This is a genomic window from Nocardiopsis exhalans, assembly GCF_024134545.1.
In the GTDB taxonomy this organism is placed as follows: domain Bacteria; phylum Actinomycetota; class Actinomycetes; order Streptosporangiales; family Streptosporangiaceae; genus Nocardiopsis; species Nocardiopsis exhalans.
The window spans coordinates 3794817-3809266 of sequence record NZ_CP099837.1 but is presented as its reverse complement, the minus strand read 5'-3'; the positions used below and the strand labels follow the sequence as shown (position 1 = coordinate 3809266).

General features: G+C 70.3%; 13 protein-coding genes. 6 read left to right on the top strand and 7 right to left on the bottom strand.

What is annotated here, in order from left to right; translation table 11 throughout:
• The first annotated feature begins 27 nt into the window (after positions 1-27).
• Together NE857_RS16890 and NE857_RS16885 are read left to right on the top strand one after the other, a co-directional pair.
• Entirely contained in the window at positions 28-384 is a 357-nt protein-coding gene (locus NE857_RS16890; RefSeq protein ID WP_254416635.1) for a hypothetical protein, read from the top strand.
• A gap of 231 nt (positions 385-615) precedes the next feature.
• Entirely contained in the window at positions 616-1578 is a 963-nt protein-coding gene (locus NE857_RS16885; protein WP_254416634.1) for a bacteriocin fulvocin C-related protein, read from the top strand.
• A gap of 105 nt (positions 1579-1683) precedes the next feature.
• On the opposite strand, the gene NE857_RS16880 is transcribed toward NE857_RS16885, so the two are convergent.
• Positions 1684-2379 carry a type 1 glutamine amidotransferase domain-containing protein gene (locus tag NE857_RS16880; protein WP_254416633.1) on the bottom strand — a complete coding sequence of 232 codons (696 nt, stop codon included), beginning with the start codon at positions 2377-2379 and terminating at the stop codon, positions 1684-1686.
• A 210-nt stretch (positions 2380-2589) separates the two neighbouring features.
• Entirely contained in the window at positions 2590-3549 is a 960-nt protein-coding gene (locus NE857_RS16875) for a GlxA family transcriptional regulator (RefSeq protein WP_254416632.1), read from the bottom strand.
• Between the two features lie 69 nt (positions 3550-3618).
• On the opposite strand from NE857_RS16875, the gene NE857_RS16870 reads away from it, so the two are divergent.
• Complete coding sequence (locus tag NE857_RS16870; RefSeq protein ID WP_254416631.1) at positions 3619-4584, top strand: NADP-dependent oxidoreductase; 966 nt, start codon at positions 3619-3621, stop codon at positions 4582-4584.
• Between the two features lie 131 nt (positions 4585-4715).
• The gene (locus NE857_RS16865) at positions 4716-5129 is read left to right on the top strand and encodes a hypothetical protein (protein WP_254416630.1); all 414 of its coding nucleotides are present in this window, start codon (positions 4716-4718) and stop codon (positions 5127-5129) included.
• Between the two features lie 7 nt (positions 5130-5136).
• Here NE857_RS16865 and NE857_RS16860 read toward each other — a convergent pair whose 3' ends face one another.
• The 4 genes from NE857_RS16860 to pabB all read right to left on the bottom strand — a co-directional run bounded on the left by NE857_RS16860 (position 5137) and on the right by pabB (position 10494).
• Positions 5137-5862: a TioE family transcriptional regulator gene (locus NE857_RS16860; RefSeq protein ID WP_254416629.1), complete on the bottom strand. Its 726-nt coding sequence runs from the start codon at positions 5860-5862 to the stop codon at positions 5137-5139.
• A 429-nt stretch (positions 5863-6291) separates the two neighbouring features.
• The gene (locus tag NE857_RS16855; RefSeq protein ID WP_254416628.1) at positions 6292-7791 is read right to left on the bottom strand and encodes an amidase; all 1500 of its coding nucleotides are present in this window, start codon (positions 7789-7791) and stop codon (positions 6292-6294) included.
• 269 nt (positions 7792-8060) lie between these two features.
• Positions 8061-8366, bottom strand: coding sequence for a hypothetical protein (locus NE857_RS16850; RefSeq protein WP_254416627.1), 306 nt, complete (start codon positions 8364-8366; stop codon positions 8061-8063).
• Between the two features lie 67 nt (positions 8367-8433).
• Positions 8434-10494 (bottom strand): aminodeoxychorismate synthase component I, encoded by a 2061-nt coding sequence (gene pabB / locus NE857_RS16845; protein WP_254416626.1) that lies wholly within the window; start codon positions 10492-10494, stop codon positions 8434-8436.
• A gap of 173 nt (positions 10495-10667) precedes the next feature.
• On the opposite strand from pabB, the gene NE857_RS16840 reads away from it, so the two are divergent.
• A complete protein-coding gene (locus tag NE857_RS16840; RefSeq protein WP_017580236.1) occupies positions 10668-10916 on the top strand; it encodes an SHOCT domain-containing protein in 249 nt (82 codons plus the stop codon).
• 314 nt (positions 10917-11230) lie between these two features.
• Positions 11231-12901: an ABC-F family ATP-binding cassette domain-containing protein gene (locus NE857_RS16835; RefSeq protein ID WP_254416625.1), complete on the top strand. Its 1671-nt coding sequence runs from the start codon at positions 11231-11233 to the stop codon at positions 12899-12901.
• A gap of 55 nt (positions 12902-12956) precedes the next feature.
• Here NE857_RS16835 and NE857_RS16830 read toward each other — a convergent pair whose 3' ends face one another.
• Positions 12957-14381 carry a sugar porter family MFS transporter gene (locus NE857_RS16830; protein WP_301184217.1) on the bottom strand — a complete coding sequence of 475 codons (1425 nt, stop codon included), beginning with the start codon at positions 14379-14381 and terminating at the stop codon, positions 12957-12959.
• Positions 14382-14450: the final 69 nt, after the last annotated feature.

Genomic DNA, 14450 nt, shown 5'->3' with positions numbered 1-14450 from the left:
GGCTGCCATGCCACGATCACCAAAGCCATGCGTGAGGTGCCCCTGCCTGACATCGGCGACGCTGTCGCCCCTTTCCAGCTCGCCTCCGAGGACGACGCGGAGATGCCCGAGTGCCCGCCGCGGATGACCCCCGGCACCTTCGCGGCGGCCGAGCCCGAGGAGCAGCAGATCGGCGGGTTCGTTCTCGCCCCCGCTGACGTGACCGGTACCAGGTACACCGACAACCGGACGAGGATGAGCGGTTGCTGCGGCCCTTCCGGGATCGACGGGCCCAACCTGCTCTGCGCCGCTTGTGGTGCGGAGGTCGGCACCGAGAGTTCGGACTGCTGGACGGTCCACGAGGTCGTCCTTGAGCCCGCGGCGGTGGAGCCGGTCCGGAGCTGACCGGGCCAAGCCCTTCCTCCAGGGGCCCGCCACGGAGCTCGGCCAGGCCGATAACCAGTCCAGGTGACCACCAAAACGCGTGGTAACGAACGGCGTGATCGCGGGTTCATCCGTGTTCGCGCCGTTTTCCGGGTCCAGGACCGTTGATTGGGAGCACCAAGTTCCGAGAACCCGCCCCATGGCGGATCCCGCACGCCAACACTGGGAGACGGCGACGCGGGAAGGGAGATCATGGGGCACATTCGGGCTCGGTACGTGTTGGCGTTCGACTCCTCGTGCGACAGGTGCGCGGACATCTCCAACGCGGTGGAGGCGGTGTCGGGGGGCAGGCTGGAAACGCTTCCGCTCACCCATCCACAGGTGCAGGAGTGGCGGGTCCGACAGTGGGGGCCCAACGCCCCCTGGGTGCCGACCCTGGTCCGTCACCGAGGCGCCGAGGTCCGTTGCTGGCGCGGGGTGTCCATGGTCCGCCCGCTCGTGCGGGGGCTGGGCGCCCAGGCGACCCTGCGGGTGGTGGAAGCTCTGGGCGAACTGAGCCGCCAGCGCCGCCGCGCCCCCTGGGAGCGGGCCCGGGTCACCACATCCAGCCGACCGGGGAAACCGTGTCTGCAACGGTTGCGGGAGGGCGGAGCCGCGGTGATAACCCTGGCGCTGGCCGGGCGCACCCCCGAGCTGGCCCGCTCTGACCACGCCCTGGCCCGTGAGTGGGTGGAGGCCCACCGGGATCGCCTGCCAAGGGACTACGACGTGTTCGCGGCCCATCCCCTGGTCCGCCGCCGTCTCATCTTCGCCGAACTCCCTCCCCGGGCCCGTCGTGACCTGTGGCTGGAACACCTGCGCCGCTACGAGCGGGCCCACCCCCGTCTCAGCGCGGCCCAGCGGGAGGTGGTGGACCTGGCCCGCCGGACCCTGTCCGACATCCTGGTGTTCCGGGACGGCCTGGACCCGGTCCGAGAACGCGAGCTGCGCGGCTTGGCCGTGTCGGCCTTCGGCACGGAGGAGGCCCATACGCTGCTGGCCACCCTGGGGCCCGACGAGCCCGACCCGCACGGCAGCGCCCTGGCGAGGAAGAAGGGCTGCGGCGCCTGGGAGCCGTGCCTGTCCAAGGGCTGCACGGAGGTCCCCTTCACCTGCGGCACCGCGTGGATGTACACCCGGGACGGTATCCGGGCCCGTGCGGAGCCCCGAGCCTGAACCCGGGACCGGATCGCGGGTGAATCCACCCTGGCCAACGCGAGGAGCCGGGGCGGTCCGACCGGCCCGCCCCGGCGCGATCGTGGCAGGGCGGGCGGGGCGGGATCAGCTCAGGTGCTTGAGCAGTTCCTGGGCCAGCGGTGCGGAGGAGGCCGGGTTCTGGCCGGTGACCAGGTTGCGGTCCACCTCGACCTTGGGCGCCCAGGGCTCGCCTTCCTGGAATTCCACCCCGGCCTCGACCAGGCGGTCCTGGAGCAGCCACTCGGCCTTGTCGGCCAGCCCGGCCTGGGTCTCCTCGTCGTTGGTGAAGGCCGACACCCGGTAACCGGCGAACGCGTTGCTGCCGTCGGAGCGCTCGGCTGCCAGGAGCGCGGCCGGGGCGTGGCAGACCACGCCGATCGGCTTGCCCGAGTCCAGGGCGGCGATGAGCAGGTCGCCGGAGACGGTGTTCACGGCCAGGTCCTCCATGGGGCCGTGACCGCCCGGGTAGAAGACGGCGGCGTAGCCGTCGAGGTCGACGTCCTCCAGCTTGATGGGCGAGCGGAGTTCGGTGAAGGAGTCCAGCCCGGCGGCGATGCGGTCGGCGTTCTCCTGGCCGCCGTTGGCTGCCGCGGACAGGCTGCCCTGGTCGACGGGGGGAACGACCCCGCCGGGGGTGGCGACGACGATCTCGTGCCCCGCCTCCTTGAAGGCCTCGTAGGGTGCGACGGCCTCCTCGGCCCAGAACCCGGTCGGGTGCTGGGTGCCGTCGGCCAGGGTCCAGAAGTCGGCGCCGGTCATCACGAAAAGGATCTTGGACATGCCGTGTCGCTCCGAGGTCGTACGGGCGCTGTGCCCGGATGATGGTGGTCCCCACCGCTCTGACGGGCTGATTCCGCCGGGTTCGCACCGTGGGCCACAGCGTCAGAGCGGTGATGATCCGAAGTTAGTTGCTTGTGCAATAACTTTCCAATGCCATTTCCTATGTCCGTCATCAAAATATTGATGACTCGGGCGGAAGGCGCTCTGACCTCAGGAAATGTCGGCTGTCACCCCTCGGAAGGTGCGCCGGTACGTGATCGGGGACACGCCGATGGCGGCCCGTAGATGTTGCCTTAGCGACGTCCCGGTGGCGAAACCGACCTGACCGGCGATCTCGTCCACCGGCAGGTCGGTGGATTCCAACAGGTGCCGGGCCCGCAGGACGCGCTGCTGGATCAGCCACCGCCCCGGGCTCATCCCCACCTCGTCGTTGAACCTGCGAATGAAGGTGCGCAGGCTCATGTGCGCGTGTTCGGCCAGGTCGTTGAGGGTCAGCGGCTCACCGAGACGCTCCATCGCCCAGGCCCGGGCCGCCGCGGCGCCCTCGCGCCCCTCCTCCGGCACGGGTTGCTCGATGTACTGGGCCTGACCGCCGTCGCGCCAGGGCGGTACCACGCAGATCCGCGCCACCCGGTTGGCCAGCTCGCTGCCGTGGTCGGAGCGGACCAGGTGCAGGCACACGTCCACCCCCGAGGCCGCGCCCGCCGAGGTCAACAGGTCACCGTCGTCCACGAAGAGCACGTCGGGGTCCAGGTCCACCTTCGGGAACCAGGACCGGAAGACCTCGGTGAGCGACCAGTGGGTGGTGGCCGGGCGCCCGTCGAGCCACCCCGCGGCGGCCAGGACGAACGCGCCCGTGCAGATGGACACCACACGCGTGCCGGGGCGGATCGTGTCCAGGGCGGCGACCAGCTCAGGGCTGAGATCGCGGCTGAGCCGGTCCATGCCGAAGGGCGGGATCACCACGGTGTCGGCACTGGCCAGAGCCTCGGAACCGTGCTCCACCGTGATACCGAAGTCCGTGTTGGTGGGTACCGAGGTGCCGCCGACCCCGCAGGTCACCAACTCGTAGCGGCCGTCGGCCGCGCCCAGCACCCGGTTGGGGATACCCAGCTCGAAGGGATAGACGCCGGGCAGCGCCAGGACCACCACGCGGTGCGGAACACTCATGGCACGATCCTATCCAAAGATGACAATCATGCCATGGTGTGCCGGGGTGCCATCGGCCAGGCTGAACCCATGAGCGACGACACCGGCGCCACCATGCGCGCCATCAGCCAGAACAACCACGGCGGCCCCGAGGTCCTCCAGGAGATCCGCGCCCCCAGGCCCGCGCCCGGGCCCAGCGAGATCCTGGTCGCGGTCCGCGCCGCCGGGATCAACCCGACCGACTGGAAGCACCGCTCGGCCGGTCTCTTCCTGAACCGCCTCCCTCTCGTGCTCGGCTGGGACGTCTCCGGGGTGGTGGCGGCCGTCGGCTACGGCGTGACCCTCTTCCAGCCCGGCGACGAGGTGTTCGGAATGCTGCCCTACCCGCACGGGGTGGGATCGCACGCCGAGTACGCGGTCGGCCCGGCGCGGGCCTTCACCCGCAAGCCCGCCGGAATCGACCACGTCCAGGCCGGAGCACTCCCGCTGGCCGCTCTGACCGCATACCAGGCTCTCGTGGACACCGCCGGAATCCGCGCCGGTCAGCGCGTCCTGGTGCACGCGGCCGCCGGCGGGGTCGGTCACCTGGCGGTCCAGATCGCCAAAGCCCACGGAGCACACGTCATCGGCACCGCGAGCACGCCCAAGCACGACTTCCTTCGCGAGCTGGGCGCGGACGAGGTGATCGACTACCGCGAGGTGGACTTCGCCGAGGCTACCGGGGACATCGACGTGGTCCTGGATCCGCTCGCCGGTGAGGTCGCGGCCCGTTCCCTGGAGGTGCTGCGTCCGGGCGGGACCCTGGTCTCCCTGCTGCCGCTGCGCGGCGAGGTCGTCGAGCAGGCCGCCCAGCGCGGAATCCGGGCCACACCGATGTTGGTGGAGGCCGACCACGCCGGGATGAACGCGGTCGCCGAACTGGTCGAGAAGGGGGCTCTCAGGGCCCATGTGGAGGCGGTCTTCCCGCTGGCCGAGGCGGCCGAGGCGCACGCCCTGGGCGAGACCAACCGCACCACCGGCAAGATCGTCCTGACCGTGGCTGGCCCCGAGGCATAGCTTTCGGTCATCAACGCCAATCAGCATCCCTTCCGTGCCCGCCCCGAAACGCCCCGGGGCGGGCACGGGCGGCTAACTCCGATGGCCGCCCTCGGCCCTCGCCACCACGGCGGGGCGCTAACCTGCGGCCCATGAACGAATACGTGCGCTTCCAGAGCGTGGTGCCCAACCGCCGTGGCCGGTTCCCAGGGGTGTTCGCCCTCGCGAACGGGCTGGCCCGAACGGGTCTTCTGACTCAGCAGGACGCCGCCTGGCACCGCTCGGCCAACGACCGCGGGAACGCGATGCACACCGATCCGACGACGGTCGACCCCGACTGCTACGACCCCGTCCTGCATCCTGGCGCCCGGGCCTGGTTCCGGGCCTCCTCGGCGGAGCTCCTGGACATGACCAGGGCCTATCTGGACCTGCTCGATCGCTACGGCGTCGGCTGGGTGGAGCTGCGGACCACCTCACCGGGGCGGATCACCTACGAGGACGCCGTTCAGTGCGTCGCCGTGCCTGCGACCTTCGAAGAGAACTGGCCCTGGCCGCAGCCGAGCTGAGCAGGGCTCACCCGCGCTGGCGCAGGTACGCGTCCAGCTCCGCGGCTCCGGCGAGCATCGCCCGGCCGCGGTCGGACAGGCGGCCGTGCCAGTCGGCCAGGGCGGCCTCCAACGGCTCCAGGCCGCCCGCGCTCCGGACCTGGGTGATCAGCGGGGCGATCTGGTCCAGCAGGTAGCCGCCCCGTCGGAGCTGATGGGCCAGGCGGGTGTCCCGGACGTCGGCCTCGTCGTAGACGCGATAGCCCGTCCGCGGGTCGCGGCGCGGTGAGACCAGACCGGCGCGCTCCCACTTGCGCAGGGTGGCGGGCCGGATTCCGAGCTGATGGGCGAGCGGCCCGATGAACGTGTGCCCCGAACCAGGGCCGGGCTCGGGTGTCGCCACGGGACTCAGGTCGCGCAAGGCGTGCTCCACCGCCCGAAGGGTTCGCCGGTCTTCGAGGAGCTGGGCGTGGCTCTCGTCGAGGAGTTGGAACGCCGCGTCGACCGTGCCCCGGTTCACCGAACGCAGGATCGACGCCGCCGTCGCGTGGCCGTGGCCCGGTATCAGGGCGAGGAAGGCGCCCAGCGCCGCCGCGTGCAGCGGAGTGTAGACGCGGTAACCGTGCGGGGTGCGCTCGGCCGCAGGGAGGATTCCGTCCACCTCGTAGTTGCGGACCGCCTGGGTGGACAGACCGTGCCCGCGTGCCAGGTCGATCGGTCGGAGGCGTATCCCGCTTTGAAGCTTTTTCGCCATGGCCAGGAGACTAACGCTCTTAAGTTTCAATCGAGAGTTCAGCGATACCGTCGAAGGTATGGATACTGACATCACGGACAGCACCCATGCCTTCGCATCCGCCTCCGTCCTGGGGCTCCTCGTGAACCGGCCCCGGATCCTCGCCCTGGGCGAGCCCACCCACGGCGAGAACACCCTGCGCCAGGTCCGCAACGAGCTCTTCCAGCAGCTCGTCGAACAGGAGGGCTACCGCACGATCGCGATCGAAAGCGACTCCCCGAGGGCCGGTGCGTCGTCGACGCCCGACGTCTGGCCGCCGCACTCGGGGACACGCGTCCCGAGCCCCGCGTGTCCCCGTGGTTCGGCTACGCCTCCTTCGACCCGGCCCACCTGGCCGCCAGCGACGGCATCGTGTTCGTCAAGGACGCCGTCGAGAGCTGACCCCGAAGGTCAAACGTGCGCGGGGAAGGAAAAGCCCTCCGGGCGGCGCTCCGCCCAAGGGCTGGCCTCCTCCAACTGGGCGGCCAGACGCAACAGCAAGCCCTCTCCCGCCGAGGCCGCGATGAACTGCACGCCCAGCGGCAGCCCGGACTCCGTCCAGTGCAGCGGAACCGACATCGCGGGGGTGCCGGTGAGGTTGGCCATCAGCGTGAACGGGGTCGCGGTGAGGTTGTTCATGACCTCCGTGGTGACCAGATTGGTCGCGGTGACCACCCGCTCGGTTCCGGTGCGCACCAGCAGGCGTTCGGCCCTGCGCAGCCACGGCGGCGGGTCCAGGCGGCCGATGGTCACCGGCGGGCCCGCGATGGTCGGGGTGAGCAGCAGATCGTACTGAGCGTGGAACTCGGCCAACGCCAGAACGTGGTCGTTCCACCGGTCGTTGCCCCGCACGTAGTCGGCGGCCGTACGGGTCCGGCCCATGGCGGCCAACATCAGGGTGTCGGGCTCGAAGTCGGCGTCCGAACAGCCGGTGTCGGCCTTGATCCCGTCCACCAGTGCGGCCATCGACCCGTACCAGAGGGTCAGGAAGTCCTCGGTGAGCGCCCGGCCGTTGATGGCCGGCTCGGCCTCCACCACCTCGTGACCCAGCCCTTCCAGCAGAGCCGCGGCCTCACGCACCGCCCGAACCGCCTCGGGGTGCACGCGCGTACCCAACGGCGAGTACTCGGTGAACCCGATCCGCAACTTCCCCGGATCCCGGCCGACCTCCTCGGTGTAGGGACGCCCCGGCGGCGCGATCGGATACGGCGACGTCGGTTCCGACCCCGCCATCGCCTCCAACAAAGCCGCGCTGTCGCGCACCGTGCGCGTGATGACCCCGTTCACCGAGGCACCGTGCATGGGCTCGCCCCAGTTGGGGCCGAACGGAACCCGCCCGCGCCCGGGCTTGAGCCCGAACAGCCCACAACAAGCCGCGGGAATCCGAATCGAACCGCCACCGTCGTTGGCCCCCGCAGCCGGAACGATTCCCGCGGCCACAGCGGCAGCCGATCCACCCGAGGAGCCCCCGGGCGTGTGCCCCGGGTTCCAGGGGTTGCGAGCGGGCCCGAACGCGTCGGACTCGGTGACCGCCTTGGCCCCGAACTCGGGGGTGTTGGTTTTCCCGAAGGGCACCAGACCCGCCGCGAGCCACCGGTTCACCACCTCGGCGTTACGCCGTACCGGAACATGCCGCAGCGCCCGGTTCCCCGCCGATGTAGGGAACCCGGCGTAGTCCTGGAAGAGGTCCTTGAGCAGGAAGGGAACCCCGCCCAGCGGCCCTTCCGGAGAGGTCGCGGCCACCCGGCGCCCTTCCTCGTACATCGGCAGGATGATCGCGTTGAGCTCGGGATTGACCTGCGCGGCCCGTTGGATCGCGGCCTCCAGGAGTTCGGCGGAGGTGACCTCCTTGTTTCGCACCAGCTCGGCAAGCCCGACAGAGTCGTGTCTGAGGTACTCGTCAACTCGCATGACCGGAACCTAGCACCGAAATGAAACCGGTTCTATTTTTTCGGTGTGGGGTGCGGACAGTGACACCCCAGCCCTGAGCCGATGCCCGGGCCTCGGCTCAGGCGCACCCGAAGGCCGCCGACCACGGCTCCTCCCGTAGCCGGTGAAACCGCGGGACCGCCACAGCGGGGGCCCGCTGCCCGCCCCGGACCGCAGCGTCTACGTTCCGAGCTGTCCGCCCGAGATACCCAGCCCGAGTCCCGCCTCCTGGAGGGGCCTCCTCGCTCGCACTACCCGGTGTCCAAGGAACGCAGCGACTCCTCCCAGCGGTGGCGGCGCTCGTGGAGACGCAACTCCCACCAGGGGGTGCCCCTCTCCCCCAGCCCTTCCTTGGCCAGCTGTACCCGGCCCCTGGCGAGTCGCTCGGCGTCAGGGTCCTCGGCGCGCAGCGCGGAGCCGACATCCCGGCGAGCCGACATCAGATGGGCGACCAAACGCTCGCGGATCCCACCGGGCAGTTCCGGATCGCTGGCACGCCAGCGCTGTCCGCGGATCACGACGTGGTGGCCGTCAGCTGTACGTTCGGGGTCCGTCATGTCCGGGGCCTTCCCCGCCTCCCGGGCACACACACGGGCCGCGCCGCCCCGGAACCGGACGGCTGGCTCAGCGACCCTTCGCGGGGACCCTGGCCTTGAGGAGCATCTCCTCGTACTCCTCCTGCGGATCGGAGTCCAGCACGATCGCTCCTCCGGCGCCCACGGTGGCCTCTCCCCCGACGAGGACGGCGGTGCGGATGACGATACTCAGATCCGATTCTCCGCTGTGTGACACGTAGCCGAGCGCACCCGAGTACACGCCTCGTGCCGAACCCTCCAGCCGGTCGATGAGTTCCATGGTGCGCAGCTTGGGGGCCCCGGTCATCGATCCGCCCGGGAAGCAGGCGCGGACGGCCTCCAGGGTGGACACCCCGGGACGCAAGCGGCCCCGGACGGTGGAGACCAGCTGGTGCACGGTGGCGTAGGACTCGGTGTACATGAAGGCGGGCACCTCCACGCTCCCGACCTCGCACACCCGGCCGAGGTCGTTGCGGAGCAGGTCCACGATCATCAGGTTCTCGGCGCGGGTCTTGGCGCCGGTGCGCAGGTCGGCGGCGATCTGTGCGTCGGTGGCCGGATCCGGGTGGCGGGGGGCGGTGCCCTTGATGGGGCGGCTCTCGGCCACTCTCGCGGCGTCCACTCGCAGGAAGCGCTCCGGGGAGGCGCTCAGCACGGTCACCCCCTCCGCCCTCAGCAGGGCGGCGTAGGGTGCGGGGCTCGCGGCTCGCAGGCGGCGGTAGAAGTCCAGGTCACCGCCCTCGCCGAGGTCGGGCAGGCGGACCCGGTTGGTCAGGCAGATCTCGTAGCTCTCGCCGTCGGTGAGGTGGCCCAGGCACGCCTTGACGTCGTCCACGTACCCCTCGCGCGGCTGTTCCAGGAGCGCGGAGAGGTCGAGGGCGGGAGCGGAGGGAGAAGGTGCGGGCAGGGGAGGCAGCCCCTCCAGGAGGGCACGGGTGGTCTCGACCCATTCCTGAGCGTCCGGGGCGCCGTCGGCGCAGACCACGTAGGTGCGGTCCTCGTGGTGGTCGACGGCCAGGAACCGGTCACAGCGCATCCACACCGCGTCCGGGGTGGCAGCCGTGTGGGCGCGGGCGGCCCCGCAGTCGGCTTTGAGCTCGTAGCCCAGGTAGCCCACGTACCCGCCGGTGAAGCCGAAGGGCAGGCCGGTCGCGGCAGCGGGGCGCCCCGTGCGGCGTTCGAGCGCCTCGAACACGCTCCCGGGCTCGGTCCGCGTTCCGTCGGCGGTGCGCACGCGTACGCCCCGGTCGCCGACGTCGTAGGTGAGCACCTCGGCCGCGGGGCCGGAGGCGTCCCCCAGGAAGGAGAACCGGGCGGGTCCCTCGGGGCGGGAGCTGTCCAGCCAGAAGGAGTTCTCGGAGTCGGCGTACAGGTGGGCGAAGGCGCGCTCGGTGTCCACGGCGTAGGGCAGTACGGTGAACCTCGGTTCGGGGGCGCTGGGAAGGTGGCAGGAATCGAACCGGCGTTCTTCCTGCCCGCTCCCGTCTTCGGAATCGCCCCCGGGTTCGGCTTCACCCCAGGACTCGCCGCAGTGTTCCCTCGCCATCTCCAGGAAGTTGGCGATCAGCTCGGCCCCGTACTCGCTGGCGATGGATTCGGGGTGGAACTGCACCCCCCAGCGCGGCAGGTCGCGGTGGCGTAGCCCCATGATCACGCCGTCCTCCGCCCAAGCGGTGGCCACCAGGCTCTCGGGCAGGGGTTCGGGAACGGCCAGCGAGTGGTAGCGCACGGCGGTGAAGTCCTGCGGTACCCCTGCGAAGAGCCCTGTTCCGTCGTGCCGGATCCGCGTCAGGTGCCCGTGGCGGGGCTCGGGCGCCGACGCCACCTCACCCCCGGCCAGGTGCGCGATCGCCTGGTGGCCCAGGCACACCCCCAGTACCGGGATCCGCGCCTGTTCCAGCAGGTGGGGGACCCGTCCCAGGTCACGGGCGGTCTGCGGGCGCCCCGGCCCCGGGGAGACCACGACAGCGCCCACCGAAGCGGGATCGAAGTCAGCCCAGCCCGGGTCGTCGTTGGTCAGCACCCGGGGCTCCTCGCCGAGCACACCGGCCAGGAGCTGGAACAGGTTGTACGTGTAGGAGTCGTGGTTGTCCACGAGGAGAACGCGCATCCCGCCCTTTCTGGAACGGCCTGTTTCTGGAACGGCCTACGGATCGCGATATCCCAGGTTACGGCGTTTGGGGTGGTATCGGAGGCCTCCGGCCCTGGCGGCGGGATCCGTCGAGGAGTAAACAGGAGGGAGGCGGATCTGATCAGGCCCCGCACTTCCGAAGGAGTTGAGCCGTGAACGTCTTCGTCGCCGCGATCTCGATCGTGGTCGTGCTGGGGTTGGCCTTCTTCTTCGTGCTCACCGTCACCGAGGTCGGCCAGGCCGTCAAACAGCGCTACACCAAACCCCCGGTCGCCCCGGACCCCCAGCCCGCTCCCCCGCCGTTGGACGCCGCCGCCCAGGAGCTGCGCATGCGCTACGCGCGGGGCGAGATCAGCCGCGAGGAGTACCTCCAGCGCAAGATCGACCTGGAAGAGTACTGACGCCGCCCCTCCAGACCCACTCCACATTCCACACGCGAAAAGCGGTTGACACCTGGAACCGAGTGGGTACAGTACTCCTCGTCCTGTTGTCGACGATTGAGGTGGACGTTGCGCATCTAGGTTCGCGATCATCACGCGGTACGGAGCCGGTAACCGGTCTGTCCGTCGCGTGTACGGAACCTTGGTGCATTAGCCGTCCCTGTCTCGTCCAGGACTCTCTCGCCTCTTCTTTCCCTACGGTCCTCTCGGCTGGCCGCCGCGTGGTGCTCGCATACGAAGCCCTTCCCACACCGCTTCCGTCTGCGAGAACACCCATGTCAAAAACCAGCACCACCACGAGTGCCGCGGCCGCTGTCGCCTGCTCCGACCTGTCCTTCCAGTGGAAGGACGGCAGCGTCGTCTTCGACGGTCTGTCCCTCACCCTGGGCAGGGGCCGCACCGGTCTGGTCGGCACCAACGGCGCTGGCAAGTCCACCCTGCTCCGGCTGCTGGCCGGGCAGCTGCACCCGTCCCGGGGCTCGGTGACCATCGGCGGCAGCCTGGCCTACCTGCCGCAGAACGTCACCCTCGACACCGGTGTGCGGGTCGACCAGGCGATGGGCATCGCCGAGAAACGCGCCGCCCTGCACGCCATCGAGGCCGGAGACGCCTCCGAACAGCACTTCGAGGCGGTCGGTGACGACTGGGACATCGAAGAACGCACCCTGGCCACTCTGGGCTCGCTCGGCCTGGAGGGGGTCGAGCTGGACCGCAACGTGGGCCAGCTCTCCGGTGGCGAGACCGTCCTGCTGCGCCTGGCCACGGTCCTCCTCGCGCGCCCCGACGTCCTTCTGCTCGACGAGCCCACCAACAACCTCGACCTCTTCGCTCGCCGCAGGCTCTACGACACCGTGGAGACCTGGCGTTCCGGCTCGCTGGTCGTGGTCAGCCACGACCTCGAACTCCTGGAGCGGGTGGACCGCATCGCCGAACTGCGCTCCGGGTCGGTGGCCATCTACGGGGGCGGCTGGACCGACTACCAGGAAGCCCTGGCCGTCCAGCAGGAAGCGGCCGAACGCACCCTGCGCGCGGCCGAGTCCGACGTGCGCCGCCAGAAGCGCGAACTGGAGGAGACCCAGATCAAACTGGCCCGCCGCCAGCGCACCGCCAAGAAGGCCGCCATCGACGGGGGTATCCCGAAGATCGTCCAGGGCGCGCTGAAGCGGGCAGCCCAGGAGTCCGCGGGCAAACTCAGGGGCACCCACGAGGACAAGCTCGACGAGGCGCGCGAACGCCGCGAGGAGGCGGCCGAAGCGGTCCGCGACGACGCCGAGATCCGGGTGGACCTGCCGCACACCGAGGTGCCCAACGGCCGGTCCGTGCTGAGCCTGAGCGGGGTGCGCACCCGGTTCGGCCGGCTGCGTTGCGGCGATCTCCTGGTCAGCGGTCCTGAGCGGATCGCCCTGGTGGGCCGCAACGGCGCGGGCAAGACCACGCTGCTGCGCGCCATCGCCGGACTGGAGCCCCCGCTGGAGGGTGAGGTGGAGGTGTCCGTGCCGACGCGGTTCCTGCCACAGCGGTTGGACGTGCTGGACGAGGGGCTGAGCGTCGCCGAGAACGTCGGCAACGCCGCGCCTGGAGTGAGTACCCAGCACATCCGCGCCCAGTTGGCCCGGTTCCTGTTCAAGGGCCACCGGGCCGCGCAGACCGCCGGAACCCTGTCCGGCGGTGAGCGCTTCCGGGCGGCCCTGGCGGCGACGATGCTCGCCGCACCGGCACCGCAGCTGCTGCTGCTGGACGAGCCCACCAACAACCTGGACCTGTCCAGCGTGCGGCAGTTGACCAACGCCTTGGCGGCCTATCAGGGCGCGCTGCTGGTCGCCAGCCACGACCTGCGCTTCCTGGAGTCCATCGGGATCACCCGGTGGCTGCTGCTGGACGAGGATCTCCAGGAGGCCACCGCCGAGGAGGTACGCGAGATGTTCACCGGAACAACCACCTCCTGAGCCGGATCGGCCCGCCCGGAAACCCGGGCGGGCCAGTGGTCCTTCCGACGCTTCCTCAGCCCTTCATCTCCTCCAGGGTCTTGCCCTTGGTCTCCTTGACGAATTTCAGCACGAAGAAGAACGACACGAGCGCGAAGCACGCGTACATCACGTACGCCCCCGGCAGGCTCCAGTCGCGCAGGCTCGGGAAGCTCACGGTGATCAGCCAGTTGGTCAGCCACTGGGTCGCGGTGGCCACGGCCATGGCGGCGGCGCGGATGCGCAGCGGGAACATCTCGCCCAGCAGCACCCACACGACCACACCCCAGGACAGGGCGAAGAACAGCACGAACGAGCTGGCCGCGGTCAGCGCCACCGCACCCCACACGAAGGGGAGCACGACGTCCTCGCCGGTGCCGGTGGCGTGGCTGAACGCGTAGGCGGCCGTCGCCAGCGCCACCGTCATACCGGCCGAACCCACCAGCAGCAGGGGTTTGCGGCCGATCCGGTCCACGAGCATGATCGCGATGACGGTACCCACGATGTTGACCACCGAGGTGAACAGGCTCAGCAGCAGCGAGTCGGCCTCGGCCACGCCCACCGACTGCCACAGCGAGCTGGAGTAGTAGAAGATGACGTTGATCCCCACCAGCTGCTGGAACGCCGAGACCGCCATACCGATCCACACGATCGGCAACAGGCCGTAGCGGCCGGTCAGGTCGCGCAGTCTGGGCCGTACCTCCGTACCCAGGGCCACCTTGATCTCCTGGATCCGCCGCTCGATCCGGGACTCCCCGCCGCCCTCGACCTCGTGCAGGATCTGTCGGGCGCGGTCCACCCGCCCCACACGCACCAGGTACCGGGGCGATTCGGGGATGACCAGGCTGAGCCCGAGGTAGACCAGGGCGGGCAGGACCTCGATGCCCAGCATCCACTGCCAGGCCTGTACGGGCCCCAGCATGTTGTGCGCGCTGCCGTCGGCCGCCTGCGCGATCGCGTAGTTGACCAGCTGTGAACAGGCGATGCCCAGCACGATGGCGAGCTGCTGCAGGGAGGCCAACCGGCCCCGGTATGCGGCGGGTGAGACCTCGGCGATGTAGGTCGGTGCGATCACCGAGGCCATACCGATGGCCACACCACCCAGGATCCGCCAGGCGGTCAGGTCCCAGATCGAGAACGGCAGGGCGGTGCCGATGGCGCTGACCGCGAACAGCGCGCCGGCGATCTGCATGACCCGGATCCGGCCCAGCCGGTCGGCGAGGTTGCCGGCCGTGGCCGCACCCACCACACATCCCAGCAGCGCTGCGGCGATGGTGAAGCCCAAAACCCCGGAGCCTACGTCGAACCGCTGCTGGATCGCGTCGACCGCGCCGTTGATGACCGCACTGTCGTAGCCGAACAGGAACCCGCCCATCGCGGCCGCCGCCGCGATCATCGTGACGTGGACCAGGCTGGCGTCCCCCTCGGACACGCCACTCCGGCCGTTGCCGACTCCACTCACTCCGGACTCCCTCCCCTGGGCACACCCGACAGCCCGGGCTGGCACCACGATGCAGCACGGGTCGCGGAC

What these genes read in the sequence shown, in the direction of transcription:
- NE857_RS16890 (WP_254416635.1), top strand. Translation starts at nt 28, where the DNA reads ATGCGTGAGGTGCCCCTGCCTGACATCGGCGACGCTGTCGCCCCTTTC.
- NE857_RS16885 (WP_254416634.1), top strand. Translation starts at nt 616, where the DNA reads ATGGGGCACATTCGGGCTCGGTACGTGTTGGCGTTCGACTCCTCGTGC.
- NE857_RS16880 (WP_254416633.1), bottom strand. Translation starts at nt 2,379, where the DNA reads ATGTCCAAGATCCTTTTCGTGATGACCGGCGCCGACTTCTGGACCCTG.
- NE857_RS16875 (WP_254416632.1), bottom strand. Translation starts at nt 3,549, where the DNA reads ATGAGTGTTCCGCACCGCGTGGTGGTCCTGGCGCTGCCCGGCGTCTAT.
- NE857_RS16870 (WP_254416631.1), top strand. Translation starts at nt 3,619, where the DNA reads ATGAGCGACGACACCGGCGCCACCATGCGCGCCATCAGCCAGAACAAC.
- NE857_RS16865 (WP_254416630.1), top strand. Translation starts at nt 4,716, where the DNA reads ATGAACGAATACGTGCGCTTCCAGAGCGTGGTGCCCAACCGCCGTGGC.
- NE857_RS16860 (WP_254416629.1), bottom strand. Translation starts at nt 5,862, where the DNA reads ATGGCGAAAAAGCTTCAAAGCGGGATACGCCTCCGACCGATCGACCTG.
- NE857_RS16855 (WP_254416628.1), bottom strand. Translation starts at nt 7,791, where the DNA reads ATGCGAGTTGACGAGTACCTCAGACACGACTCTGTCGGGCTTGCCGAG.
- NE857_RS16850 (WP_254416627.1), bottom strand. Translation starts at nt 8,366, where the DNA reads ATGACGGACCCCGAACGTACAGCTGACGGCCACCACGTCGTGATCCGC.
- pabB (WP_254416626.1), bottom strand. Translation starts at nt 10,494, where the DNA reads ATGCGCGTTCTCCTCGTGGACAACCACGACTCCTACACGTACAACCTG.
- NE857_RS16835 (WP_254416625.1), top strand. Translation starts at nt 11,231, where the DNA reads ATGTCAAAAACCAGCACCACCACGAGTGCCGCGGCCGCTGTCGCCTGC.